Annotated in this window: 18 protein-coding genes; 8 read left to right on the top strand and 10 right to left on the bottom strand. The window is 39.5% G+C overall.

Translation table 11 applies throughout. From position 1 onward, the window contains the following. The first annotated feature begins 556 nt into the window (after window positions 1-556). Complete coding sequence (locus CWC14_RS08335; protein ID WP_138562318.1) at window positions 557-2,197, top strand: alpha-glucosidase family protein; 1,641 nt, start codon at window positions 557-559, stop codon at window positions 2,195-2,197. Between the two features lie 53 nt (window positions 2,198-2,250). On the opposite strand, the gene CWC14_RS08340 is transcribed toward CWC14_RS08335, so the two are convergent. Then, window positions 2,251-2,805, bottom strand: coding sequence for a TIGR00645 family protein (locus CWC14_RS08340; protein ID WP_028835834.1), 555 nt, complete (start codon window positions 2,803-2,805; stop codon window positions 2,251-2,253). A 243-nt stretch (window positions 2,806-3,048) separates the two neighbouring features. Here CWC14_RS08340 and CWC14_RS08345 point away from each other — a divergent pair, with 243 nt between their 5' ends. Further along, window positions 3,049-3,291, top strand: coding sequence for a hypothetical protein (locus CWC14_RS08345; protein ID WP_016899532.1), 243 nt, complete (start codon window positions 3,049-3,051; stop codon window positions 3,289-3,291). Window positions 3,292-3,461: 170 nt separating this feature from the next. Here the strand turns inward: CWC14_RS08345 and topA are convergent, their stop codons facing one another. Beyond that, window positions 3,462-6,170, bottom strand: coding sequence for a type I DNA topoisomerase (gene topA, locus CWC14_RS08350; RefSeq protein ID WP_138562320.1), 2,709 nt, complete (start codon window positions 6,168-6,170; stop codon window positions 3,462-3,464). 255 nt (window positions 6,171-6,425) lie between these two features. Further along, window positions 6,426-10,382, bottom strand: coding sequence for a beta strand repeat-containing protein (locus tag CWC14_RS08355; RefSeq protein WP_249928725.1), 3,957 nt, complete (start codon window positions 10,380-10,382; stop codon window positions 6,426-6,428). A 215-nt stretch (window positions 10,383-10,597) separates the two neighbouring features. Between CWC14_RS08355 and CWC14_RS08360 the strand changes: the two genes are divergently transcribed. Further along, complete coding sequence (locus tag CWC14_RS08360) at window positions 10,598-11,929, top strand: dicarboxylate/amino acid:cation symporter (protein ID WP_013464802.1); 1,332 nt, start codon at window positions 10,598-10,600, stop codon at window positions 11,927-11,929. Between the two features lie 83 nt (window positions 11,930-12,012). Here the strand turns inward: CWC14_RS08360 and sohB are convergent, their stop codons facing one another. Both sohB and CWC14_RS08370 read right to left on the bottom strand, forming a co-directional pair. Next, on the bottom strand, window positions 12,013-13,029 hold the full coding sequence (gene sohB / locus CWC14_RS08365; protein ID WP_138562322.1) for a protease SohB: 1,017 nt from the start codon (window positions 13,027-13,029) through the stop codon (window positions 12,013-12,015). A gap of 100 nt (window positions 13,030-13,129) precedes the next feature. After that, window positions 13,130-15,565: a VolA/Pla-1 family phospholipase gene (locus CWC14_RS08370; RefSeq protein WP_076920986.1), complete on the bottom strand. Its 2,436-nt coding sequence runs from the start codon at window positions 15,563-15,565 to the stop codon at window positions 13,130-13,132. Window positions 15,566-15,772: 207 nt separating this feature from the next. Here CWC14_RS08370 and CWC14_RS08375 point away from each other — a divergent pair, with 207 nt between their 5' ends. Then, a complete protein-coding gene (locus CWC14_RS08375; protein ID WP_010389778.1) occupies window positions 15,773-16,519 on the top strand; it encodes a YciK family oxidoreductase in 747 nt (248 codons plus the stop codon). 60 nt (window positions 16,520-16,579) lie between these two features. Here the strand turns inward: CWC14_RS08375 and rluB are convergent, their stop codons facing one another. The 4 genes from rluB to CWC14_RS08395 form a co-directional block, all read right to left on the bottom strand. Beyond that, the gene (gene rluB / locus CWC14_RS08380; protein WP_076920984.1) at window positions 16,580-17,449 is read right to left on the bottom strand and encodes a 23S rRNA pseudouridine(2605) synthase RluB; all 870 of its coding nucleotides are present in this window, start codon (window positions 17,447-17,449) and stop codon (window positions 16,580-16,582) included. Continuing rightward, on the bottom strand, window positions 17,446-18,036 hold the full coding sequence (gene scpB, locus CWC14_RS08385) for an SMC-Scp complex subunit ScpB (RefSeq protein WP_138562324.1): 591 nt from the start codon (window positions 18,034-18,036) through the stop codon (window positions 17,446-17,448). Before scpB ends, rluB begins: the two co-directional genes overlap by 4 nt. A 151-nt stretch (window positions 18,037-18,187) precedes the next feature. Then, window positions 18,188-18,709: a calcium-binding protein gene (locus CWC14_RS08390; RefSeq protein WP_055011864.1), complete on the bottom strand. Its 522-nt coding sequence runs from the start codon at window positions 18,707-18,709 to the stop codon at window positions 18,188-18,190. Window positions 18,710-18,912: 203 nt separating this feature from the next. Further along, window positions 18,913-19,344, bottom strand: a complete 432-nt coding sequence (locus CWC14_RS08395; RefSeq protein ID WP_010389773.1) for a hypothetical protein — start codon at window positions 19,342-19,344, stop codon at window positions 18,913-18,915. Window positions 19,345-19,584: 240 nt separating this feature from the next. Between CWC14_RS08395 and xthA the strand changes: the two genes are divergently transcribed. From xthA to rlmA, 3 genes are read left to right on the top strand one after another with little or no spacing between them, the layout of a single operon-like run. After that, on the top strand, window positions 19,585-20,391 hold the full coding sequence (gene xthA / locus CWC14_RS08400; protein WP_028835842.1) for an exodeoxyribonuclease III: 807 nt from the start codon (window positions 19,585-19,587) through the stop codon (window positions 20,389-20,391). A gap of 5 nt (window positions 20,392-20,396) precedes the next feature. Next, window positions 20,397-21,044 carry an energy-coupling factor ABC transporter permease gene (locus CWC14_RS08405; RefSeq protein WP_138562326.1) on the top strand — a complete coding sequence of 216 codons (648 nt, stop codon included), beginning with the start codon at window positions 20,397-20,399 and terminating at the stop codon, window positions 21,042-21,044. After that, window positions 21,041-21,844, top strand: coding sequence for a 23S rRNA (guanine(745)-N(1))-methyltransferase (gene rlmA / locus CWC14_RS08410; protein ID WP_138562328.1), 804 nt, complete (start codon window positions 21,041-21,043; stop codon window positions 21,842-21,844). Before CWC14_RS08405 ends, rlmA begins: the two co-directional genes overlap by 4 nt. Here the strand turns inward: rlmA and yfbV are convergent. Further along, entirely contained in the window at window positions 21,828-22,274 is a 447-nt protein-coding gene (yfbV, locus tag CWC14_RS08415) for a terminus macrodomain insulation protein YfbV (protein WP_138562330.1), read from the bottom strand. The two genes, rlmA and yfbV, sit on opposite strands and share 17 nt — an antisense overlap. A gap of 253 nt (window positions 22,275-22,527) precedes the next feature. On the opposite strand from yfbV, the gene CWC14_RS08420 reads away from it, so the two are divergent. Continuing rightward, on the top strand, window positions 22,528-23,742 hold the full coding sequence (locus CWC14_RS08420) for an acetate kinase (protein WP_138562332.1): 1,215 nt from the start codon (window positions 22,528-22,530) through the stop codon (window positions 23,740-23,742). Window position 23,743: the final 1 nt, after the last annotated feature.

Genomic DNA, 23,743 nt, shown 5'->3' on the forward strand with positions numbered 1-23,743 from the left:
TTATTTTATTAACAACTTTATGCATACGTATTCAAAGTAACGCAACACGTATAAAGTTAACATTAAATTTACACCTCGATTCATAAGTGACTGTTTTATTATGAGTTATTTTAGTGCAATTAGCATTTATAGCTTTAATGATAGTCATTATTTATTTTTTGATAAAATAAGCTCGTCATTAAACATAAATAAAGTGACACGACGCTATTTTATTTTCTAATTTATTATTATGGAGAACATTTATTTAAGTACAATTGGTAAGACCAATATTAATAATCACCAATTTAGTGCACCCCCTTATTTTTAAGCACCTAAATAACGCAAACAATAAATTAACAATTTAACAAACCAAATTGGTAAAGAGATATTCAATAAACCGGCGTTAAAATCGATGAAATAAGCGATTGATTTAACCTCTTTTAATTGCCTTAAAACGGTGCATACGTATGCAGACTTTTTACAGTATGACGGGCTTCAAGTATGCTTTTTCAAATAAACGAGGATTAACACCTCTAAAAAAGAACAACACAAAGACAATGTGAAAACGGAGAAAGGCATGGCCCAAAAGCAATGGTATAAAGGTGCGGTTATTTATCAGGTTTATCCGCGTAGCTTTCAAGATAGCAACAACGATGGCATTGGTGACTTAAAAGGGATAATTAATCGCATTGATTACATTAAAAGTTTAGGGGTGGATGCTATCTGGATCTCACCTTTCTTTAAATCACCTATGAGAGATTTTGGTTATGATATAAGCGACTATCGCGATATCGACCCCCTTTTTGGTAACTTAGATGATTTTGATGAGCTCATTGCGCAAGCACATCAACGCGATATTAAAATTATTATAGACCAAGTGCTTAGTCACACCTCAGATCAACACCAATGGTTTATTGATAGCCGTGAAGATTTAACCAACGATAAAGCTGATTGGTATGTATGGGCCGATGCTAAAGAAGACGGAACAGCACCAAACAACTGGTTGTCTATTTTTGGTGGCGGTGCATGGCAATGGGAGCCGCGTCGTGGACAATACTACTTACATAACTTTTTCACGGAACAGCCTGATCTTAACTTTCATAACCCTGATGTTCGCCAAGCTGTATTAGATAATGTTGAGTTTTGGCTTAAAAAAGGCGTTGATGGTTTTAGGTTAGATGCAATTAACTTTTGTTACCATGACGCACAGCTTCGTGATAATCCTGCAAAACCAAAAGAAAAGCGTCAGGGCCGTGGTTTTAGTGAAGACAATCCGTATGCTTTTCAGTATCACTACTACAACAACACACAGCCAGAAAACATTGAGTTTATGCGTGACATTCGCACCTTACTCAATAAATACCCAGGAACCGTGTCACTGGGTGAAATTTCATCTGAAGATTCATTAGCCACCATGGCAGAATACACCCAAGGCGGCGATAAATTGCACATGGGTTACAGCTTTGAGCTACTAACTGATGACTACTCGAGTGAATATATAAGAAACACCGTTACTACACTTGAACAACGTATGACTGAAGGCTGGCCTTGCTGGGCATTTAGTAACCATGACGTAGAGCGCGTTGCAAGCCGTTGGAGCGAAACGGGTGAAGTAAACCCTGCGCAATGTAAGATGTTAACCGCCCTATTGGCCTCGTTACGTGGTAGCGTGTGTATGTATCAAGGTGAAGAACTCGGGCTCGGTGAAGCAAGCGTTGCGTTTGAAGATTTACAAGACCCATACGGCATTACGTTTTGGCCAAACTTTAAAGGCCGTGATGGTTGTCGTACCCCAATGCCTTGGGAAAACCTTGATAGCTCACATGCCAATGCTCACAATGCGGGCTTTAGTGAAGTAAAACCGTGGTTACCTGTTGATCAACAACATAGGCTGCAAGCAGTTGCTGAACAAGAGAATGATTCAAACTCAATATTAAATGCGTACCGTGAATTTATGGCATGGCGTAAAAACCAGCCGGTATTACTTGAAGGTGATATTGAGTTTTTACAAACCGAAGAGCCAATCTTAGCGTTTTACCGTACTCTAAACGATGAAAAAATGTTGTGTGTATTCAATTTGAGTGCTTCACAAGCAAAACTTACTATTAATGCAAGTGTTGAAAATGAACATAACGACCTTTATCATCACAACGCAAAGCTTGATAATGAAACACTGACAGTTGAGCCATTTGGTTGTTATTACGCCCACTGCAGTTAATATTTACATTATTATAAAAAACCCGAGCACTGCTCGGGTTTTTTTAGCATTTTTTAATGGCTAATTGTTTTACTATTTAAGTAATCAGTAAATGCAAACAGTACACCCGACACAACAAAGGTCACGTGTATCAGCACTTTCCAGAGTAATTCATCATTTGAATGAGATGCAGAGCTTATAAACACCTTTAGTAGCTCAACGGCTGAAATGGCGACTATTGCACTAATCAGTTTCATTTTTAAACCAGAAAACCCTACTTTTCCCATCCATACGGGACGGTCCTCATGATTTTCGATATTAAGCTTAGAGACAAAGTTTTCGTAGCCACTGAATATAATAATTAATAAAAGTCCAGCTAACAAAGCGGTATCAACCAAAGTTAATATACCCACCAACAACTCTTGATTACTGGCAGTAAACGTTGCGATCCCCATCAAATACAGCTGTTTAAAAAATTTTATTAGTAATAAAACCACAGCAAATAGTAAACCGACAAAAAATGGGGCTAATAACCAGCGTCCTTTGAATATAAACGACTCAAGAGCATGCTCTACTTTATGAACAGGTTGTATTTTTTTATTTATATTATTTGTATGTGGCTCTGACATAAGAACACCTAAAAATTAAAACGCGACATTAGCCTAAATTTAGCTGTAACACAATTAGTTAAGGTTAAACACTTTTACGCGATACGCTCATCTTGACGATAAAAATATTTCGTTTCCCTTTATTTTATATTCGATTAAAAATCAATATACCAACAGAGATGTTCTGGCTTGGTTACACTTGTTTTATGTAGGCATTGTATGAATACATAACTCGATTGTTACTCCATTTTTAGGAATAAGAAAATGAATAAAGCATTACTCGCGTTAATCGTTGCACCATTTTTCGTTTTATCTGCTGCTAATGCAGTGGCAAACGATGCTACAGACGCTTCAGCTGAGACGATTCAAGAATTCACAGAAATGTGTGTTAGTTGGGCTAAAGAAGACGACGTAAGCAATGAAGAGCTTTATAACTATGTTTTAAAGTGTGTGAATGATGAACTAACATCTGAAGGCTATAACAAAGTCACTGCTGTTAAGATTTAATGAATAATTGAGTGAATTGAACCTAAATTGGTTACATTTTTTAATCCTGTAAAGTAAAAAATCAGATTAGAAATGCCATTGCGATAGGTTTGATTTGACAAAAAAACCGGAACTGTCACAGGCTGTGCGTTCCGGTTTTTTATTACTTAAAGCGGTGAATAATTAATTAATTATTTATCGTCTTTTTTTACTTTTGCTTTCGCTTTACTTTTAGCAGGCGCTTTTTTAGCGGCAGCTTTCTTTTTAGGCGCGGCTTTTTTCTTAGCCTCTTCTACCCATTTACCACCTTCGTAGTGTGCCGTCCAACCAGTTGCTTTGCCATCAACCTCAGTCATTACATACTGTGATTTATTCTTACGACTGTAACGCACAACAGCAAGATTACCATCAGGATCTTTAGCTGGTGCATCAGCTAGGTAGTAAAACTTAGGCGAAATACGATCTCTAAAACGCTGTAACTCTTCTACTTTGGGGGCGCGTGTTTCTCGTGATTTAGGGAACGTATTTGCTGCTAAGAAAATACCTGCAGCACCGTCACGTAATACAAAATAGGCTTCAGACTTTTCACATTCTAATTCAGGAATATGAACGGGATCTTCTTTTGGTGGCGCAGCTTCGCCATTTTTTAATAACTTACGGGTATTTTTACACTCGTCATTGTTACAGCCAAAATACTTACCAAATCGACCTGATTTTAATTCCATATCAGCGCCACATTTATCACATTCAATAATAGGGCCGTCGTAACCTTTAATTTTAAACGTACCCTCTTCAACCACATGCCCATGACACGCTGGGTTATTACCACACACGTGTAGTTTACGGGTTTCATCGATAAGGTATGAATCCATCGCTGTTTCACAAATTGGACAACGCTTCATTTGCATTAATGTTTCTGTTTCAACGTCTTCAACATCAGCTGCAACCGCTTCATCACCCGACACTAAGTTCATAGTGGTAGTACAGCGCTCTTTAGGTGGCAGGTTATAACCAGTACATCCTAAGAATACGCCCGTTGAAGCAGTACGAATACCCATTTTTCTGCCACACGTTGGGCAGTCAATGTCAGTTTCTACCATTTGATTAAGACGCATACCGCCTTCATCGGGTTCACCTTTGGCAATGTTTAACTGGGTTGAAAAATCAGCGTAAAACTTATCGAGAACTTGCGTCCAAACACGCTCACCTTCGGCGATATCATCTAAACGGCCTTCCATTTTAGCGGTAAAATCGAAGTCCATTAAATCGGTAAAGTTTTCAACAAGGCGATCGGTGACAATCTCCCCCATTTTTTCAGCGAAAAAGCGACGATTTTCTACTCGTACATAACCACGATCTTGTATCGTTGATATAATAGAAGCATACGTGGAAGGACGACCAATCCCACGTTTCTCAAGCTCTTTAACTAAGCTTGCTTCACTAAAACGAGCCGGTGGCTTTGTAAAGTGCTGCTTAGGATCAAGCTCAACTAACGTGAGCACCTCGCCTTGTTTAACAGCAGGCAGCGATTGATCTTCTTCATTCTTTTTACGTACTGCCGGTTGCACTTTAGTCCAACCGTCAAAACGTAAAACACGGCCTTTTGCTTTCAAGGTGAAATCGTTGGCAGCGACCGTTAAGGTGGTTAAATCGTACTCAGCAGGCACCATTTGACAGGCCACAAACTGACGCCAAATAAGCTCATAAAGCTTTTTCGCATCAGCATCAACACCTTCAACATGCCCTGAAAGCACCGATACACTAGAAGGACGAATCGCCTCGTGCGCCTCTTGTGCATTACCTTTAGAGCTATAGTTAATCGGATCAGTAGGTAAGTACTTGGCACCAAACTCATTGGTTACGTATTCGCGACACATTTCAACCGCATCTTTCGATAAGTTAGTTGAATCGGTACGCATATAAGTAATATAACCCCCCTCGTATAAACGCTGGGCAAGCATCATGGTCTTTTTAACGCCATAACCTAATCGGGTACTTGCTGCTTGTTGCATTGTTGAAGTAATAAATGGCGCACTTGGACGGCTCTTACTTGGTTTCTCTTCAACGCTGACAACTTTATATTCGGCATTCTCAAGGCTTTTAACTGCTGCACTAGCCTGAGCTTCATTTACTGGCTTAAATGGCTTGTCTGCTTGTTTAGTGACTTCTAACCGTAGGTCAGACTCGCTATTTTTAACATCGGCATGAATGTCCCAAAATTCTTCAGGAATAAATGCTTTAATTTCACGTTCGCGTTCAACTAATAAACGCACTGCAACAGATTGCACTCGACCCGCTGATAAACCACGCGCTACTTTAGCCCATAATAGGGGCGATACCATAAAGCCAACAACACGGTCTAAGAAGCGACGGGTCTGCTGTGCATAAACCATGTCGGTGTTTAACTCACCTGGGGTTTCGAATGCTTGTTGTATTGCATTTTTAGTGATTTCGTTAAAAACAACACGCTTATATTTTTCTGGCTCGCCACCAATAATTTCTTGAAGGTGCCAAGCAATAGCTTCCCCTTCTCTATCCAAATCCGTTGCGAGATAGATTTTATCAGCATTTTGGGCAAGCTTTTGTAATTCTTGAACAACCTTTTCTTTACCCGGCAAAATTTCGTAATGTGGCTCCCATCCTTTTTCAGGATCGATTCCCATACGCGCGACTAAGTTAGTGTAATCACGTTGCTGTTTATACGCTGCTTTCTCATCAGGTGGCATTTTACGCACCTCAGCAGGCGTTTTGCTTGCCGGTACTTTAGTTTTGCCAGAACCCGATGTAGGTAGATCTCGTACATGCCCAATACTGGACTTAACGATAAAATCATTACCTAAGTATTTATTAATTGTTTTAGCCTTAGCAGGTGACTCTACAATTACTAGCGATTTGCCCATAGTTGCCTATTTCTAACCTAGTTCTTTAAATGTGTTTAGCCGACTCATGCGGCGCGAATATTTATAGGTATATCTACAAACACTAGTTCTTACAAGCTTTTAATACAAACTTTTCAGTATTTACTGAATAAACAAACAATTTTTGTTGCAAATTTAAACAAACTGGTGTTTTTTGGATAATTGATGTGGAATATATAGAATAGAAACAAAAATGCCAACCTTATTGGTTGGCATTTTTACTTAATCATTATCTAATTATAATTTAGCGTCGTGTAAAACAGCAATCGATGCTGAAGAAACTAGCCCTGAAGTTGCCGTTGAAGTAATTGTCACATTACCGCTAACTACATCATTTTTATCATCGACGGGCACTCTTAAAATACCAAATGAAAAGTTAATCGGCCTGATAGTTGTTGTGTTTGGGAAAATGTATTCAGTTGTTCCCGTTAACTTGCCTTGATCTGAACTTATTTTAACCGCGGTTTCTACTGGTAATGGATTATTAAACATATCAGCAATATAAACAGTTGCTGCAACACTTGTAACACCAGTTGCTTCCGTTAAATCAATTTGTGATATTTGACACATTTTAGCGCTAGTTGGATCATCAAGCACTCTGCGCACAACAGGGCTTGCCGAATCACTATTTACACGCACTTCAGCTGCAGTAACCCCCGGTATTGCAGAACAGTCGTCGGCAAAAGTAACCACCCTGAAAAACGCAGCATCACCCGACATAACAATTTCTTGGTTTTGAAAAACATTGACCAAGTCACGACTACACAAGTTAATTGCAACATCTTCTGGTCTACAAAGAAGACCATTGTACATACTATTGCCTATTGTCCAGTCGCCATTATTATCAAAGTCGATAAATTTTTCAAATTCATCTCCTTCTGAATTATTTCCTGAACACGCTTCAGCAGGAGCATTACAGTCTTTTCCTCCATAAGTGCCATCTTCGTTGTGATCTATAAATGCTTCAGGAATATCAAATAGCTCACTAAAAAAATCTTGGCTATCATAATAACCATTACCGTTTAGATCAGAAAAGGTTTCTTCACCTATTGCATAGGCAAGAACTGTTGCCCTGCCCCCTAAAGGTCGATCTATCTCTAAATTATCGAGTGTAGTTCCTTTAACAATACCTAATGGGCAAGGCAAACCACTGTCACATTTTTCAAAAATAGTATTTTCATACATAGAGTCTGTAAATGGACGGGGGTTACTACTGCGCCAAGTAACAGAGCAAGTACCATTTATTGTCGTACAGCTAGGTTCAATAACGCCACCTTCTGTTATAAAGCTGACAGCAGTGCCATCAGGCACCGGGTTATTGAAATGATCGGCTAACCTTGCATTAACCATCACTTCATTACCATCAACATTCAAGCCGTGAACGTTGAAAATAGAGCGTGATAAGGAAAAGCTATTTTGATCTGCAATTCCAGTACTAATTACTAATACATCTGAAGGCGCAGATACCGTTATCGTATCACCATTAACCGTCTCTTCTATAGAGGCAATTACACGCACAGGTGTTGCCACCACACCCGATTGCACTGTAGTTCTAATTTCACCCTCTGCATTAGTTATCGCTGAATCAGTGCCTAATGTTATGCCACCCACAGCAGTTGATAATGCAAAGTTGACTGTTCTTGATGCCAAATCATTGCCATTGGCATCAACAAGTTTAAATATCACTTCTGATATTTCACGTCGATTAGCACCACCAGTTCCCTTAAGTGCTATTACTGGATCAGTAACCTCAACAAATTGAATGAAACCAACATTTGCTGGATTAACATTAATCGTCGTGCTGGCAGAAACCGTATCGCCACCGGTAATTACGCTAGCCGTGATAATATCGCCACCTTCACAAGTTAGTGGTCGATAAGTTGAGCGGGCAAAACCACCGATACTAGTAACTGTTTCATCCATCACAGCTAAGCCTGATGCAACACATCCTGATGAAAACTCAACATTTAGAGGTGCCGTATACAAATTACCGTCTTTTGTAATTTCAATTGATACCAGTGCCGTAGAACCTGCTGCAAGTGATTGGTTAGCTGCGACCGTACTCGATATCGCAATATCAATATCAACTGCGGCGATTTGAAATGCTTTCGTTAAACTACTATTTAAAACCGATACGGTAATTTCACCTGCTCCTACGTCACGCCCAGGAATTATATCCAGTAAAGCGATGCCATTTTCATCTGTAATGGCCGTACCAGTATTGGGAGAAATAGCACCAATTGTAGTAGTTGCAGTAACTAAAGTTTGCGGTAAGGCAACTGTAGAGTCTTTTTTATTTACTTCTATATATAGTATGCCTGTTGAATCTCCAGAGATACTGGCTGTAGTATCACATAAACTTTTGTCTCTTATCGTTTTAAAATCTGACGGACAGTTTTGTAAAATACTAAAGCTTATATCAGCACTGCTCTGATTGGGGTCAATTGCATCACCGCGGGTATAAAACCCTAGCTTTTTCTCTACTGCTTCAAATTGTGCAGTTACAATACCTGCGCCTTCAATTGTTCCTGATGTTAAGTTAAGTGTTGCAACGCCATTAGTGTCTGTTAACGCAGTGCCTGAACTTGGTAACAAACTACCTAACGTTGAACTAAATGAAACAACTTTACCCGCAGCTGGGTTACCGTCAACATCTAAAATAGTCGCTTGTACTAAGCCACTATCGTTAGCACTAATTTCACTGATTTGCGTTAAACTCGTCGATGAAATTAAGCTTAAATCTATCATAAAATCATTTGAGGTGCCGGGGGGAGGAGCATCACCTTTAGAAGTGTAAGTGAATTGGTTTGAATCAAAAACAGATGTTTCATCTAGCTTATAAGTTGCCGAAATAGTACCAGCACCTTGCTCTGTGCCTGTCAGCAAGTCTACCTTTGCAATACCTGCGGCATCGGTCATAGCCGTTCCATTTGATGGATTTATTTTGCCAAAACCCGACAAATTAAATTGGATTAGCTGATAAGCACTTGGCTGTCCATCGACCAATAGCGTCGCTTGTGCTACTGCTGGGTTTTCATAATCAACCGTTCTTGTTTCTGTGCCATCTGAAGCAATTAAATTAACGCTTAACTGTGCTTTTTCAATAATGACAGTTTCAAAATCAAATGGTGCTGATGAATATGTTTGGCCTTGATTACTGTAGGTAGCCACGACCTTTGATGCGCCAGCTATATTACCTGCAGTTAGCTCAATTTCTGCTATCCCTGAGTTATCTGTTAAAACACTACCAGATTCCGGGTTTAAGGCGCCAATATCGCCATCAAGTATAAAATTAACGCTTTTATTAACAACAGGTCCACCAGTATCATCAAACACAGTCGCTTTTAGACTGAGTGGTTCTGTACTTGTTACTGTATTTGATTGATCACCGGTCTGAGTTGAAAAGCCTTGGATATTTAATGTGAAAGCGACTTGGTCACCACTTGATTGAAAAGAAAATGTATCAGTGTAAGTTAATCCGTTAATTGTATAACTAGCTGTAACTTCACCAGCACCCTCCGTATCACCAGCTGTCAGTTCTATATTAGCAACACCTGTATCGTCTGTTATTGCTGAACCTGAATCTGGTTTTAGCCTACCTATATCATCTGCCAATGTAAAGATAACACGCTCACCAGTAACAAGAGCGCCCTCTTTAGTGAGCGTTGCTTTTAAGTCTAATGGCGCATCTGCTGTCACCGTATTTGATTTACTACCACTAGCTCTGGAATATCCTTCAAGCGATAATGTAAACGAGCTAGTGTCATCTCTATCTGCATCCCCAGTAGATTCAAATGCAAAGCTTTTTGAGTAAGTAATTCCATCAACGGAATAGGTAGCGACTACCTCCCCAGCACCTTGAACTGTACCTGCTGTAAGATTAATTTTAGCGACTCCATTACTATCAGTTAAAGCAGAGCCAGAACTAGGGTTCAGTACCCCTACCTCGTCAATCAGTGAAAAAGTAATACGCTTGCCTGTGACAATAACGTCGTCTTTTTTTAGCGTGGCTTTTATATCCAAAGGAGACTCTGCCGTAACTTTATTAGACTGTGTTCCATCAAGTTGTGAGTAACCATTAATTGTTAAGGTGTATGTAGGTGTATCAGGTGTTGTTCCATCCCCACCCCCTATGCTGCCCTCTTTCTCCAATGAGCCACCGCCACCACAGGCTGTTACTAAAAAACTGAGCATTATGATGCAGAGCACCCTTATTGAAGGCATAAACTTCTCCCTAGTGTTATTATTAACTTTGCGTTATTCACTTAATATTAACCTATAACTTAGTCTAAAATCTCAGTTTTTTACTCCTTTTTTTGATAAAAATTTTTAAAAAGTTGACGTTTTTTCTGTAAAAAAAATTACATGCTGTTAGTCTATGCCAAATTTATAAAAAATAGATTGGAAATATGTCTAAAATCCGTTCAATGAGTTTAACTACTCGCATCATGATTGGTATGGTGCTTGGTGTTGCAGTAGGCTTTATATTTCAGGCTATATTAGCTGGTGAAGACGATTACCTAATTCCTCTTGGGTTATTCTCTTTGCCAATTAAAGCCTTTTTTGTTGATGGCCTTTTCCATGTAGGTGGGCAAATATTTATAGCCAGTTTGAAAATGCTGGTTGTGCCTTTAGTATTTGTATCACTGGTATGTGGTACCTGCAGTTTAAGCGATCCGAAGAAATTAGGCCGTTTAGGCGGTAAATCAATTGGTTTATACTTAGTTACAACGGCAATAGCAATTACAGTCGCGATTACTTTAGCGCTACTATTTAACCCGGGTGAAGGCATTGGGTTACCCTCTCAAGCAAGTTATGATGCCAAAGAAGCGCCTACTTTAGCTCGCGTAATTATTGATATGTTCCCTACCAACCCTTTTGAAGCAATGGCAAAAGGAAACATGTTACAAGTAATTGTGTTTGCTCTATTATTCGGTATTGCAATGGCACTTAGCGGAAAGGCAGGTAAACGTGTCGCTACTGTATTTGAAGACTTAAACACCGTTATCTTAAAACTGGTTACTTTGCTAATGAACATTGCCCCTTACGGCGTATTTTTCTTAATGGCTAAATTGTTCACTACCATTGAACTAAACTTAATTGTGAGTTTAGCTAAGTACTTTGGCGTGGTTGTATTAGCCTTATTACTACACGCATTTGTAAACTACACCCTACTGCTAAAAATACTCACGGGTCTAAACCCGCTCACTTTCTTGGCTAAAATGAAGCACACTTGTTTATTTGCTTTTAGTACCTCAAGTTCAAGCGCGACTATGCCTATTACACTTGAAACGGCAACTAAAAAGCTTGGCGCTAATAATTCGGTCGCTTCGTTTACTATTCCGCTTGGTGCAACCATTAACATGGATGGCACCGCAATTATGCAAGGTGTGGCTACGGTATTTATCGCTCAGGTATTTAGTGTTGACTTAACTATTTCTGATTACTTAATGGTGATACTAACTGCAACGCTTGCCTCTGTTGGTACGGCGGGTGTACCTGGTGTTGGTTTAATTATGCTAGCCATGGTACTTAACCAAGTTGGCTTACCTGTTGAGGGCATCGCCATTATTATTGGTGTAGACAGATTGCTTGATATGACCCGTACTGCGGTAAACGTAACGGGTGACTGTATGGTTACGTGTGTCGTCGCTAAAAGCGAAGGTGAACTAGATGAAAGTATCTTTAACGACCCAAATGCAGCAAAAGATTTAGAGGACTACCACAAATCTATTGATTAGTGTTTCTGACAATAGTCATAAAAAAAGCCTTGCTACTTCGTTAAGTAACAAGGCTTTTTTGTTGGGTTTAAGTGATTAAATTATTAAGGGTTTAACGCCTTAAATTTTGACATCAAACTAACACCCGCCTTATTCACACCATGGCTTAGGCCCATTGCCAGCTTGTCACTTAATCCTTTTTTAATCTTGTATTGCACCTTGTATATTTGATGTTGCTGTTGTTGCTCTAACAACGCATCATCGCTGGTTTTAATGGTATCGACTAACCCTTTTTCAATTGCTTGGGTTGCAAACCAATGTTCACCCGTTGCCACTAAATCCATATTTAAACTTGGACGCTGAGTGCTCACAAAAGTTTTAAACAATACATGAGTTTGCTCTATCTCTTCATGGAACTTTTCGCGGGCTTTATCGGTATTTTCACCAAATAAAGTTAACGTGCGTTTAAATTCACCCGCCGTAATTTGCTCAAACTCGACATCATTTTTCTTTAAAATTTTATTAAAATTTGGAATTTGTGCAATAACACCAATAGAGCCAACAATTGCAAACGGTGCTGCAATAATATGATCAGCCACACAAGCCATCATGTAACCACCACTGGCGGCGACTTTATCTATTGATACAGTCAACTCAATACCGGCTGACTTTAAACGTTGTAATTGTGATGCGGCTAAACCATAGCCATGTACCACGCCACCACCACTTTCAAGGCGAACTAACACTTTATCTTTTTTTGCATCCGCTATCGAAATTATCGCGGTCACTTCTTCGCGCAAGCTTTCTACTTCATGTGCGTCCATACTGCCATTAAAGTCAATAACATAGAGTCGTGATTTAGGCGCTTCTTTGTCCGCTTTTTTTTGCTCTATTTTTTGTTGCTTTTGATAGGCTTTTAGCTCTTTTTTACCTAGCGTATTATTTAAAAAGCTTTCTTTTATATTAGTAAGCTGCTCTGATAAGTCATCTATTTCTATCTCACCTTTTTTTGCTTTTGGCTTAACAGCCGAGCTTACAATTAAGGTCAAAATGACAGCGATAGCAAAAACAAAGGTAATGGTTTTAGCAAAAAACAAACCGTACTCGTATAAAAATTCCAACTGTGTTCTCCGTTTATAAATTTCAGTCAATTTAGCATGCTTTAAAATAAAAAAAAGCCACTATACAGTGGCTTTTAGTACTTAATTGAGTGGTTGATTATTAATTCGTCACAACCTCAGTGTTTTGCACCATTAAAAGGCGCCCTCTTGAAGCTAGGTAAGTAGCAACCTGCAATTGCATTTCAGCATTCGCAGCTGCACTACCCGCAACTGTAGACGACTCACCTTCATCCTGTGCAGGTGTTAATATTGACCCATGATGGCCGGTATTAAATTTAACTAAATAGCTAGAGCCCATCTCTGTTGGCGCTTGCGATGTACTCACTGTTTCTAACCCCATAAAGTTAGCTAGAGGCAGTGTACCTGCAATTGGATTGTTAGCAGTCATCGGCGGAATAACTTGGTCTGGCTTGTTACTATCAGTGCCATCACCAACAACAACATTCATATACACAGGTGTTTCTAGTGCTTTAACCGTTGCTGCGTAGTTAGTCGGATCGCCGCTATCTAATGCTGTTTGTGCTGCAAATACAAACTGCGTCATCACGCCCTTTATGTTAGCCAGTTTATCAGCTTCTCCCGCCATAGTTAGCGATGCTGCAAATTCATTAAAGCCACAGCTTAAGAAGTCCTGCATGTCTGGTAACAAGGCGCCACAGTTTGATAACGCACCAGCATTTAAGAATGCATTAAACTCGTCAGCTTCAGCAGTACCTGCTTGAGAAAGTACAGAGCCTTGAATAAATGGACCAAACGCGGCTGACTCTAATAAGAAGCTAGCAATACCGCCACCGCCACTTGCCAATGCAACAGCATTAACTTTAAAGAATGGGTCTACTTGATCAGCCAATGGACTATTAGCTTGTGCAATAAACGCAGGCGCTACAATTGATCCCAGAGAATGGCCAATGTAAGACACATCTTGTGAATTCATTGCGCTATCACCGCTGAAGTTTAGACCTAAACGTAAACCAAGTAAGTCAGCACTTGACTGGCGTAGGCTATCTCTAGCTACTAATAATGAGCTCAAGTTCATGTAACTAAGTACAGAGCCTGTCGTTGCGTTAAAGTCATCATTACCGTCTAAATCAACGTCTACACCACGCTCGCCATGACGAGGATGGTCAATTGCAACTGTGGCAAAGCCTTGCAGTGAAAGCTGCGCTGTTAGTGTTAACATGCTTTCTTTTTGTGTGGTTATACCGTGTTGCATAATCACTACTGGCCAACCACCTGCTGGCATAGCAGTAAATGGCTCTAAACCTAAACCTGTACGGTATGCATTAACAACCGGTAAAATCGGCTTAGTAATTTGCACTGGCACATTAGCCATGCTCTGCACTTTAGGAAGTGAGTTATATTTAGTTAAGTGTTTAGTGCTATCAAGCCCTAAATCACGAAGCTGTCCATCACTCAAAGCAGCACACATTGCATCGTTAGTGCTAATAGGATCGGTTGGGAACGCTTCACCAGCTTGCGCTTTATAGCCTAAAATAGCGACAGCACTATCACACATACCTTGCCAGTAAGTATCGTTTAAATCACTGATCTCTTTACCTTCAGGCGTGCCTAAATACATAGGTAATTGAATGCTGCCTTTTTGATATTGCGCAGCTTGGAACACATCAGGTACAGTCACCCCCTGCAATGCAAAAGCTTGTTGTACGTTAGCCATAGGCTGAGTTGGAATTTGCAACGCAGGCGTTGGAATTGTTGGCTCTGTTAAGCTTGCTGCTAAAACCTTTTTAATCGTGCCAAGCACTGGTCCTGCTGATTGCATTGTCATAGCAGCAGAAAAAATAATATCGTCTTTTGTAATATCACCAGAGCTTACTACTACGTTTTCATAACTATTCACAGCTCCTTGCAGCGCAAGTTGTGATGGCGTTACCAAAGGCGCTTCTTGTTTAACAGTGGCATATGTTGAAGATGGTTCAATTGAGCGACCTTGTGAATCTTTCAGTCCAGTCGTTAGCACATTAATGTATGAACTACCGGCTTTAAAAGGCTTAAGTGGGACAATAGCTACTGCATCACCAGAAGCCTGGGTTACAAAATCCACGCCAAAGGTCAATTCGCCTACTAATTTACATGCTGCACCGGCTGGTGCTTGCGAACATTCGGCATCAGTTAAGCTTGCACCCATGATCACTTCAAAAATACGTACAGAGCCTGGTGAAGCTGCAGACGTTTGATCAAGGCTAATGCCCGGTGGAAAGGTTAGATCAATTTTGAATGGCACTTGAGTAGACCAGCCATCAAGTGCGCCTATTGCTAGTTGCGGATCTGCATATTCAGCTCGAGAGATAGAAACATTCTCGTCATTTAATTCCCCAGGAATATTGAGTGTGCCATCAAGCGTACCACTCATCAATAAATCATTAGGAACCGAAATTACACCATTTGCAGGGTCAAATTTTACCGTAGCTTTTGGAATAACTGTAACTGAATCGTTTTTAACATCTTCTAACGTTTCTCCGCCGCCACAGCCTGCTAATGCAGCTGCAACTGAGAGCGAGAGTAGCATTTTTTTCATAGTGTTCTCCGCACAAATCTTATTTTTATAGTGTGTTTATAGTCAGTGTAATTAAGTTAAAATAATGTAGCTAGTATATTAATGAGACATTAGACCAGTTAAACTTAACGTAAACTTTCTAGTTTCGCCACCTAAATTTGTAATAAATTCGATTACTTGTCGATTTGCTATGTTAAAATCAAAAAAAATTTAAACATTGGTACTTTTATGCATACCTATCAAGCAACTGAAAACGCACTTAAAGACAAAGTAATTTTGATAACAGGCGCAGGTGATGGTATCGGCCGTGTTGCAGCAATTACTTATGCTAAACATGGTGCAACCGTTATTTTATTAGGAAAAACAACTAATAAACTAGAATGTGTGTATGACGAAATCGTCAATGCAGGCTACCCACAGCCAGCGATTGTGCCTATGGACTTAAAAGGTGCAACTAAACAAAACTACCGCGATCTTGCTGCAACTATCGAGAGCCAATTTGGCCGCCTAGATGGGCTATTAAATAACGCTGGTATTTTAGGTACTTTAGGGCCGTTGGAGCACTTTTGTTCATCAACATTCGAAAATGTAATGAAAGTAAACGTAACCGCACAAGCGATGATCACCAAAGCGTTGTTCCCTGTAATGCGTAAGTCAAAAAGTGCTTCAGTGGTATTTACCTCATCGGGTGTAGGTCGTAAAGGAAGAGAATTTTGGGGACCTTACGCTATTTCTAAGTTTGCGGTAGAGGGTATGATGCAAACATGGGCGTGTGAAGTTGAAAAAACGCCAATCCGTGTTAACTGCATCAATCCAGGCGCAACACGTACATCAATGCGTGCAAGTGCATTTCCAGGTGAAGATCGTGATCTACTCGCAACACCTGAAGATTTAATGCCAACTTACCTGTATTTAATGAGCGATGACTCAAAAGATATCAATGGCCAATCGTTAGACGCACAAGCTAAAAAATAATATTTAGTTTTAAACGTAAAAAGCCGCTATAAAAAGCGGCTTTGTTGTTTTATGCTTTAATTACTTACGTTTAGTCGGTTTTACACGTTGATTGTGCTTTTTAACCGCCTTGCGAATTTGGTTTATTTTAGCGCGCTTGTCTTTACGCTTTTCAGGAATAACAGACAGCTTAGTTTGTGTTTCTTTGCCAAGCTTTACTGTTTTACGTAAATAGTTAACTGTATCTAAATCATACTCAATCCAGCCACCTTGCGGTACGCGCTTATCAAGCTCTAATTTACCGTAACGAATACGAATAAGACGTGATACTTCCACATCTTGTGATTGCCATAAACGACGCACTTCACGGTTACGACCTTCGTTAAGCGTTACATTATACCAACGATTAATACCTTCACCGCCCATAGGCTTGATACCAGTGAACTTTGCGGGGCCATCTTCAAGTTCTACGCCACGCAGTAAGTTTTTCATTGTTTCGTCAGTCACTTCACCAAATACACGAGCTGAATATTCGCGTTCAACTTCGTAGCTCGGGTGCATTAAGCGATTTGCTAATTCACCGTCATTGGTAAAAAGCATCAATCCTGACGTATTCACATCTAATCGCCCTACTGCTATCCAACGTTCGCCATCTATACGAGGTAAGCGGTCAAAAACGGTTCTACGGCCTTCAGGGTCTTTACGCGTACTTAACTCACCCTCTGGCTTGTTGTACATAATTACGCGACAAATTCTGTCAGCTTTTTCTTCAATTTTAACAGTGTGGCCGTCAACACGAATTAAATCGGTTTCTTCAACCCTGTCGCCTAACTTAGCTACTTTACCATTTACACTCACACGATTAGCGTCAATGTATTTTTCCATTTCGCGGCGTGAGCCTACGCCTGCACGGGCTAGGACTTTTTGTAACTTTTCACCTTGTATACTCATTTGGATGGTTCTCTCACAGAAGGATCACTTAATAACTGGGTAATTTTACTTTGCTGTTGCTCTGGCAATGCAGGTAAATCATGAAGTCCCGTTATCGAAAAATAATCTAAAAATTGTTTAGTCGTTGCATAAAGTGCCGGTTTACCAGGTACTTCTTTATGCCCAACTACTTTTACCCACTCTCTTTCAAGCAGAGTTTTAATAATATTTGAGCCTGTTGCTACGCCCCGTACTTGCTCAATTTCACCACGGGTAATAGGTTGTTTATATGCAATTAGCGACAAGGTTTCGAGTAAAGCTCTCGAGTACTTAGGGGCGCGTTCTTGCCATAAATTATTCAACCATGGGCTTAAACTGCTACACGCTTGAAAACGATAGCCACTGCCTACCTCAACCAAACGTATTCCACGCGTCTGATAGTGAACTTGAATGGCCTCTACAGCATCATTAATGCGCGCCATAGAAATTGCTAAATCGTTTAAAACCGTGTCCTTAAGATGACGTTTTGATACGGGCTTATCTGCCACAAAAATCGCCGCTTCAATGATTTCAATTAATTGTTCATCACTAATTCGCCGACCTACCATAATCACTCTTAAGTTAATAAAAACACACAGCCATCTATTATGACAGAACAATCACAAACTAGGAAAATATATTAACAAAATAACGTTTCATAGGCATAAAAAAGCCAGTGAAAAACACTGGCTTGATATCAAGTACATTCAGTAACGTAATTTAACTGTTTTTAAATTGCTCAAGTGCATCATCTTCTGCAACAGAATCACCATGCTTTTGAATATAGCTGTTGAACTCTTTTTTGCTTATTTGTTTATCTTTATTACGATCCATGTAACCAAAATGATTTGATATATCATCGTCATCAGCTTCAGTAACTGAAATAAAACCATTGCTATCATTATCTAAGCTTTTAAAATCATTTTCTATTTTATCAAACTTAGCAATATCAGCTTTAAATGCAGACTCACTCACTTCACTGTCTGTAGCAACTTTTCCAGCATTTAGCTGCATATAAGCATCATATTCATTACGGCTTATTTGATTATCCATATTTGTATCTATGTTTGAAAAGTGCTGCCAAATACTATCATCGTCGGCTTCTGTTTTAGAAATAAAGCCATCGCTGTCGTTATCTAAGCTTGCAAAATCACTGTCGATTTTTTCTAAACCTTGATTTGAAGAACAAGCTGCTAAACTCAATGCGGCTAAAACAGTAGAAGCTATCGTTAATTTTTTCATCAGACGTATCCTTGTATTAATAAATTTCAATTTTAGTGATACAAATACGGTGCCAAAAAAAATAAACCATTAAAATCAGACGGTTAAACAAAAACAACTTCTATTGCGATATTCAATAATGCAATTTTTCCAAACTACATAGGTAATTTTTACAAAAAAAAGCTCGGTAAAAACCGAGCTTTTTATATATTAAATACAGTAATTTAGATTGCAGCGTTTTGGTAACGCTTCACAAAATCAGTTACGTTTTGGCCATTACACTTTAATGTGTTTAAGTTACCAATTTGCTTACGCACTGGTTGTAAGCCTTGCTTTAATGCAGTTATACATAACTGTGTTTCTTGATGTGAATCTTTTGCAAATACTTCAACTTTTGATGCTGCAGGCTGTGCTGCAGTTTGTTGTTTTGCAATATCGCGAATGTCTTGACCGTTACATAGGATACTTTTTGAATAACGAGATAAGTATATACCATGCTTTGCTGCCATTTTACGTGCAGCTGAAAAACCTTCATTGGCGCTTACTACGCACAAGTTTGACTCTAATTTATTGTCTTTGCTGTAATACGCATTGCTTTGTGCAGAAGCGGTAACAGAAACAAAAAGAGAGGCAGCTAAAAGTAATTGAGTTTTCATCAGGTAGTCCTATTTGAACGAGTTAAACAAACGATTTTTGCGCATTATATAGACAACTTTTAACATATCAATTGAATATTTTATTTATTTTATTATTTAATAATGCATTTACAATGTTTAAACATTAAACAGTAATTGATCAACAATTGTGCAGTTATTTTCTCATTTCAGTCATGTTATGTCGCTCTAAATGCTGATACAATTTGACGAATAGAAAAAATAAATTTGAAGGTTAACTTTATGAAAGTGATTTCTTTTAATATCAATGGTCTGCGTGCTCGACTACACCAGTTACAAGCTATTATTGATAAACACCAGCCAGATATTATTGGTCTTCAAGAGATCAAAGTGCACGATGAAGCGTTTCCGCTAGACGATGTACAAAAGATGGGTTACCACGTTTATTTTCATGGGCAAAAAGCGCATTACGGCGTGGCAATGTTATGCAAAAAAGAGCCTAAGTCGGTATTAAAAGGCTTTACCACCGACACAGATGAGTCGCAAAAGCGAATGATCAGCGTTACCGTAGAGCAAGAAAATGGTCGTGACCTGCATGTCATGAATGGCTACTTCCCGCAAGGCGATAATATCAACCACGAAACTAAATTCCCTTATAAACGTCAATTTTATCAAGACTTAATGACTCACCTAAATAGTCATTACACGCCTGATCAAGATGTAATTGTAATGGGCGATATTAATATCTCTCCAACCGATTTAGATATTGGTATTGGTGAGGTAAACGCAAAACGCTGGTTAAAAACCGGAAAATGTTCATTTCAACCCGTTGAGCGTGAATGGCTAGCAACGTTATTAAACTGGGGCTTTAAAGACACCTTTAGAGAGCAAAACCCAGAAACTAACGATCAATACTCGTGGTTTGACTACCGCTCTAAGGGTTTTGTTGATAATCGTGGACTAAGGATTGATGTGGTTTTGGCAACGCATGACTTAGCAGCTCGCTGTATCGACACCGGTATAGATTACGAATTACGTGCTATCGACAAGCCTTCAGATCATGCGCCTATTTGGTCTGAGTTTAATTAACGATTATGCTAAGCGTACAATTACAGGCATTACTGTGGATTGGTGTTATTGCTATTGGCTTTTTAAGTGTTAATAAATCAACATACGCCAATTTATTTAATACGCCAGCTAGGCAAACCGGCGTTTTTGCCTGCGCGCTGGTGCTCGCTTTACTATGGCGTATAAAAGCCGGTATTTTACCTGGTCTTGATCTTCATATATTGGGCATTACTGCTGTGACGCTGATTTTAGGCTGGCGTCTGGCTATTTTAAGTTGTGTATTAGCAACAGCCCTGCTAACTGCTTTTGGACAAGTAGCATTCGAGCTGATTGCGGTAAAATTACTAATAAGTGCGTTTATTCCAGTATTATTAAGCTACTTTGTATTTATGCTTTGTTACCACTACTTAGCGCGGCACTTTTTTATCTATATATTTGTTTGTAGCTTTTTAACGGCTGCTGTCGTTGCTTGCGTTAACATTATACTCGGGGGTGTTTTTTATTACGCAATTGGCGAATATAATTGGCATCAGCTAACAGAAAACTACATTTATCTCAGTCCTATTTTAGCGTTTCCTGAAGCAATGCTAAACGGTATGGCAATAACTGTTATGATCACCTATCGTCCGCACTGGGTAAAAACTTTTTTTGATAAGGACTATTTAGGCTCATGAGTCTTCATTACCATTGCCCTATTTGCAAACTTCCATTGGCACTTAACGAAAAAACATTACGCTGTGATAATAACCACAGCTTTGATTTTGCCAAAGAAGGCTATGTAAACTTACTCCCCGTGCAAAATAAAAACTCTAAACAGCCCGGTGACTCTTTAGAAATGGTACAAGCAAGGCGTTCTTTTTTAGAGCAAGGCCATTATGCATTTTTACAGACGGCCTTAGCTAATTTAGTCAAACCGCTCAATGCAAATATAGTGATTGATTTAGGGTGTGGCGAGGGGTTTTACACCCATGCTATAGCAAATAACACGCAAGCTACTGTGTATGGTGTTGATATATCTAAGTCGGCGGTAAAATACGCAGCAAAACGATACAAACAATGTCAATTTAGCGTGGCATCAATAAGCCACGCGCCCTTTAATGATCACCTTGCTGATGTGTTAATTAGCGTGTTTGCCCCTTTGTTTGACGATGAACTTTCTCGCCTTGTTAAAGAGGATGGCTGTTTAGTGGTGGCAAGCCCTGGGCCTATGCACCTCAAAGAGTTGAAAAAATATATCTATAATACGGTAAATGAACATACTGAAGTTGCTACGCCAACAGGCTTTAAACAATCATCGCAACAGCTCATTACAGAGCAAGTGTCACTCACATTTAGCGACGTAAGAAATTTAATAATGATGACACCCTTTGCATGGAAGTTTAGACCCGAGCATTGGCAGGCACTTGAACAAAAACAGCATCATAAGGTTTCCTTGTCATTTTATATTAGCCAGTTTGTTAAAACTGCTCTTTAGTAAAGGTTTTATCCATTTTATCAAACATGTCTTTTAACAATTCAGCAAGCTCCAAATAGCGGGGCTTGTTTTTCCCCATTTGTGCGTCGTAACCGTTGGCGACCATTTTTGCAAACAACTCGTTGTACCATTGCAGCATAGCGGGTTCTAATTCTGTTTGCGCACGTTTACCTAGCCATAAAAGCCCTTGTAACGGCAAGGAGATAAAAAATAGACTACTGGCAATAGCTTGAGGTAAAAAATCAGGGCCTAAATAATTAAGCTGAAAAAACAAAGTTAGCATGGCTAAAATAGGCATTACTGTAATCGCAAGCTCGGTTGCTCTGATCACTTTAAACTCGGCAAATAATGGCGCGACCTCTTTACGCATAGGCCATGTTTTAGCATAAGCGCGCCCTAATTGAACTTGTGACATCACACTTTTTTGCATTATAAATCCTCACAATCACGGCATTTAACACTTGTAAAAGCATCTTGCTTATAAAAGTGTAACACAACTCTCACTTTATCGGTAAAAATGCTTAATTTCATTAGTAAAACTCACAAAAAGCATAAATTATAGAAAGAATTCCACAAAGCCCTTTTAATAAAGTCAACTACACTTTAGTCTATACCCATTTAAGCCTACAATGCTTATATATCAACCAAGTGTACTGATTAATACTTAAATGGAAAATGAATCTATGCCAACACTCCCAAATAATCCAAACCACGTTTTGGTACTCAATTGTGGAAGCTCAAGTCTAAAGTTTGCGATTATTGATGTAAACACAGGAAACGACATCATATCAGGTTTAGCTGAGCGCCTAGGTGCAGATGCTCCCTCAATAAAATATAAATTTAAGGGAGAAAAGACCACCATTAAACTTGCTGCTAACCAGGCACATGCCCATGCGATTGATACGCTGGTTGATTTGATAAAAGATCACAACCTCGATGAGCAACTAGTTGCTGTTGGTCATCGTGTTGTACATGGCGGTGAGCATTTTACCCAATCAGTATTAATTGACGAGCACGTTATTGCAGGTATCAAGCAAGCAGCCACGCTAGCGCCTTTGCATGGCCACGCTAACTTACTGGGTATTTCATCAGCGCAAGCATCATTTAAAAATTTACCGCAAGTAGCCGTGTTCGACACGGCATTTCATCAAACGATGGATGAAGTCGCTTATCTTTATGCCCTTCCTTATCAGCTTTATAAAGACTTTGGTGTTAGGCGCTATGGTTTTCATGGCACCAGCCATTTTTATGTGGCAGGACAAACTGCGAAGTTGTTGGCACTTCCTATTGAAAACAGTAACTTTATTAGCGCCCACTTAGGAAACGGCTGTTCAGTGTGTGCGATTAAAAATGGCAAAAGTGTCGATACCAGCATGGGCTTAACCCCGCTTGAAGGACTTGTTATGGGTACTCGTTGTGGTGACATTGACCCAGGGCTATTTAACTTTTTAACGACCCAACTTGATTACACCGCACAGCAAATTGATGACCTGCTAAATCAAAAAAGTGGCTTATTAGGAATAAGCGAGCTATCAAACGATTGCCGTACTATTGAAGAGGCTGCCATTGCTGGCAACTCGCAAGCCATGCTGGCACTTAATATGTTTTGCTACCGCTTAGCAAAACAAATAGCCGCCTACATGGTACCGCTGCAAAAATTAGATGCGCTTATTTTTACTGGTGGGATTGGCGAGAATTCCGATATTATTCGCGGAAAAGTACTTACACAGTTAGCCTTTTTAGGTATCAATTTAGACCCTCAAGCAAACCTTGATGCACGGTTTGGCCAAGCTGGATTAATTAGCGCTGCAAATTCAACAAGCAAAGCGGTTGTTATGCCCACTAACGAAGAATGGGTTATTGCACTCGACGCCGCAAACATCACCAAGGAGTTATAAT

This window comes from Pseudoalteromonas sp. S3260 (assembly GCF_005886925.1).
Classification (GTDB): Bacteria; Pseudomonadota; Gammaproteobacteria; order Enterobacterales; family Alteromonadaceae; genus Pseudoalteromonas; species Pseudoalteromonas tetraodonis.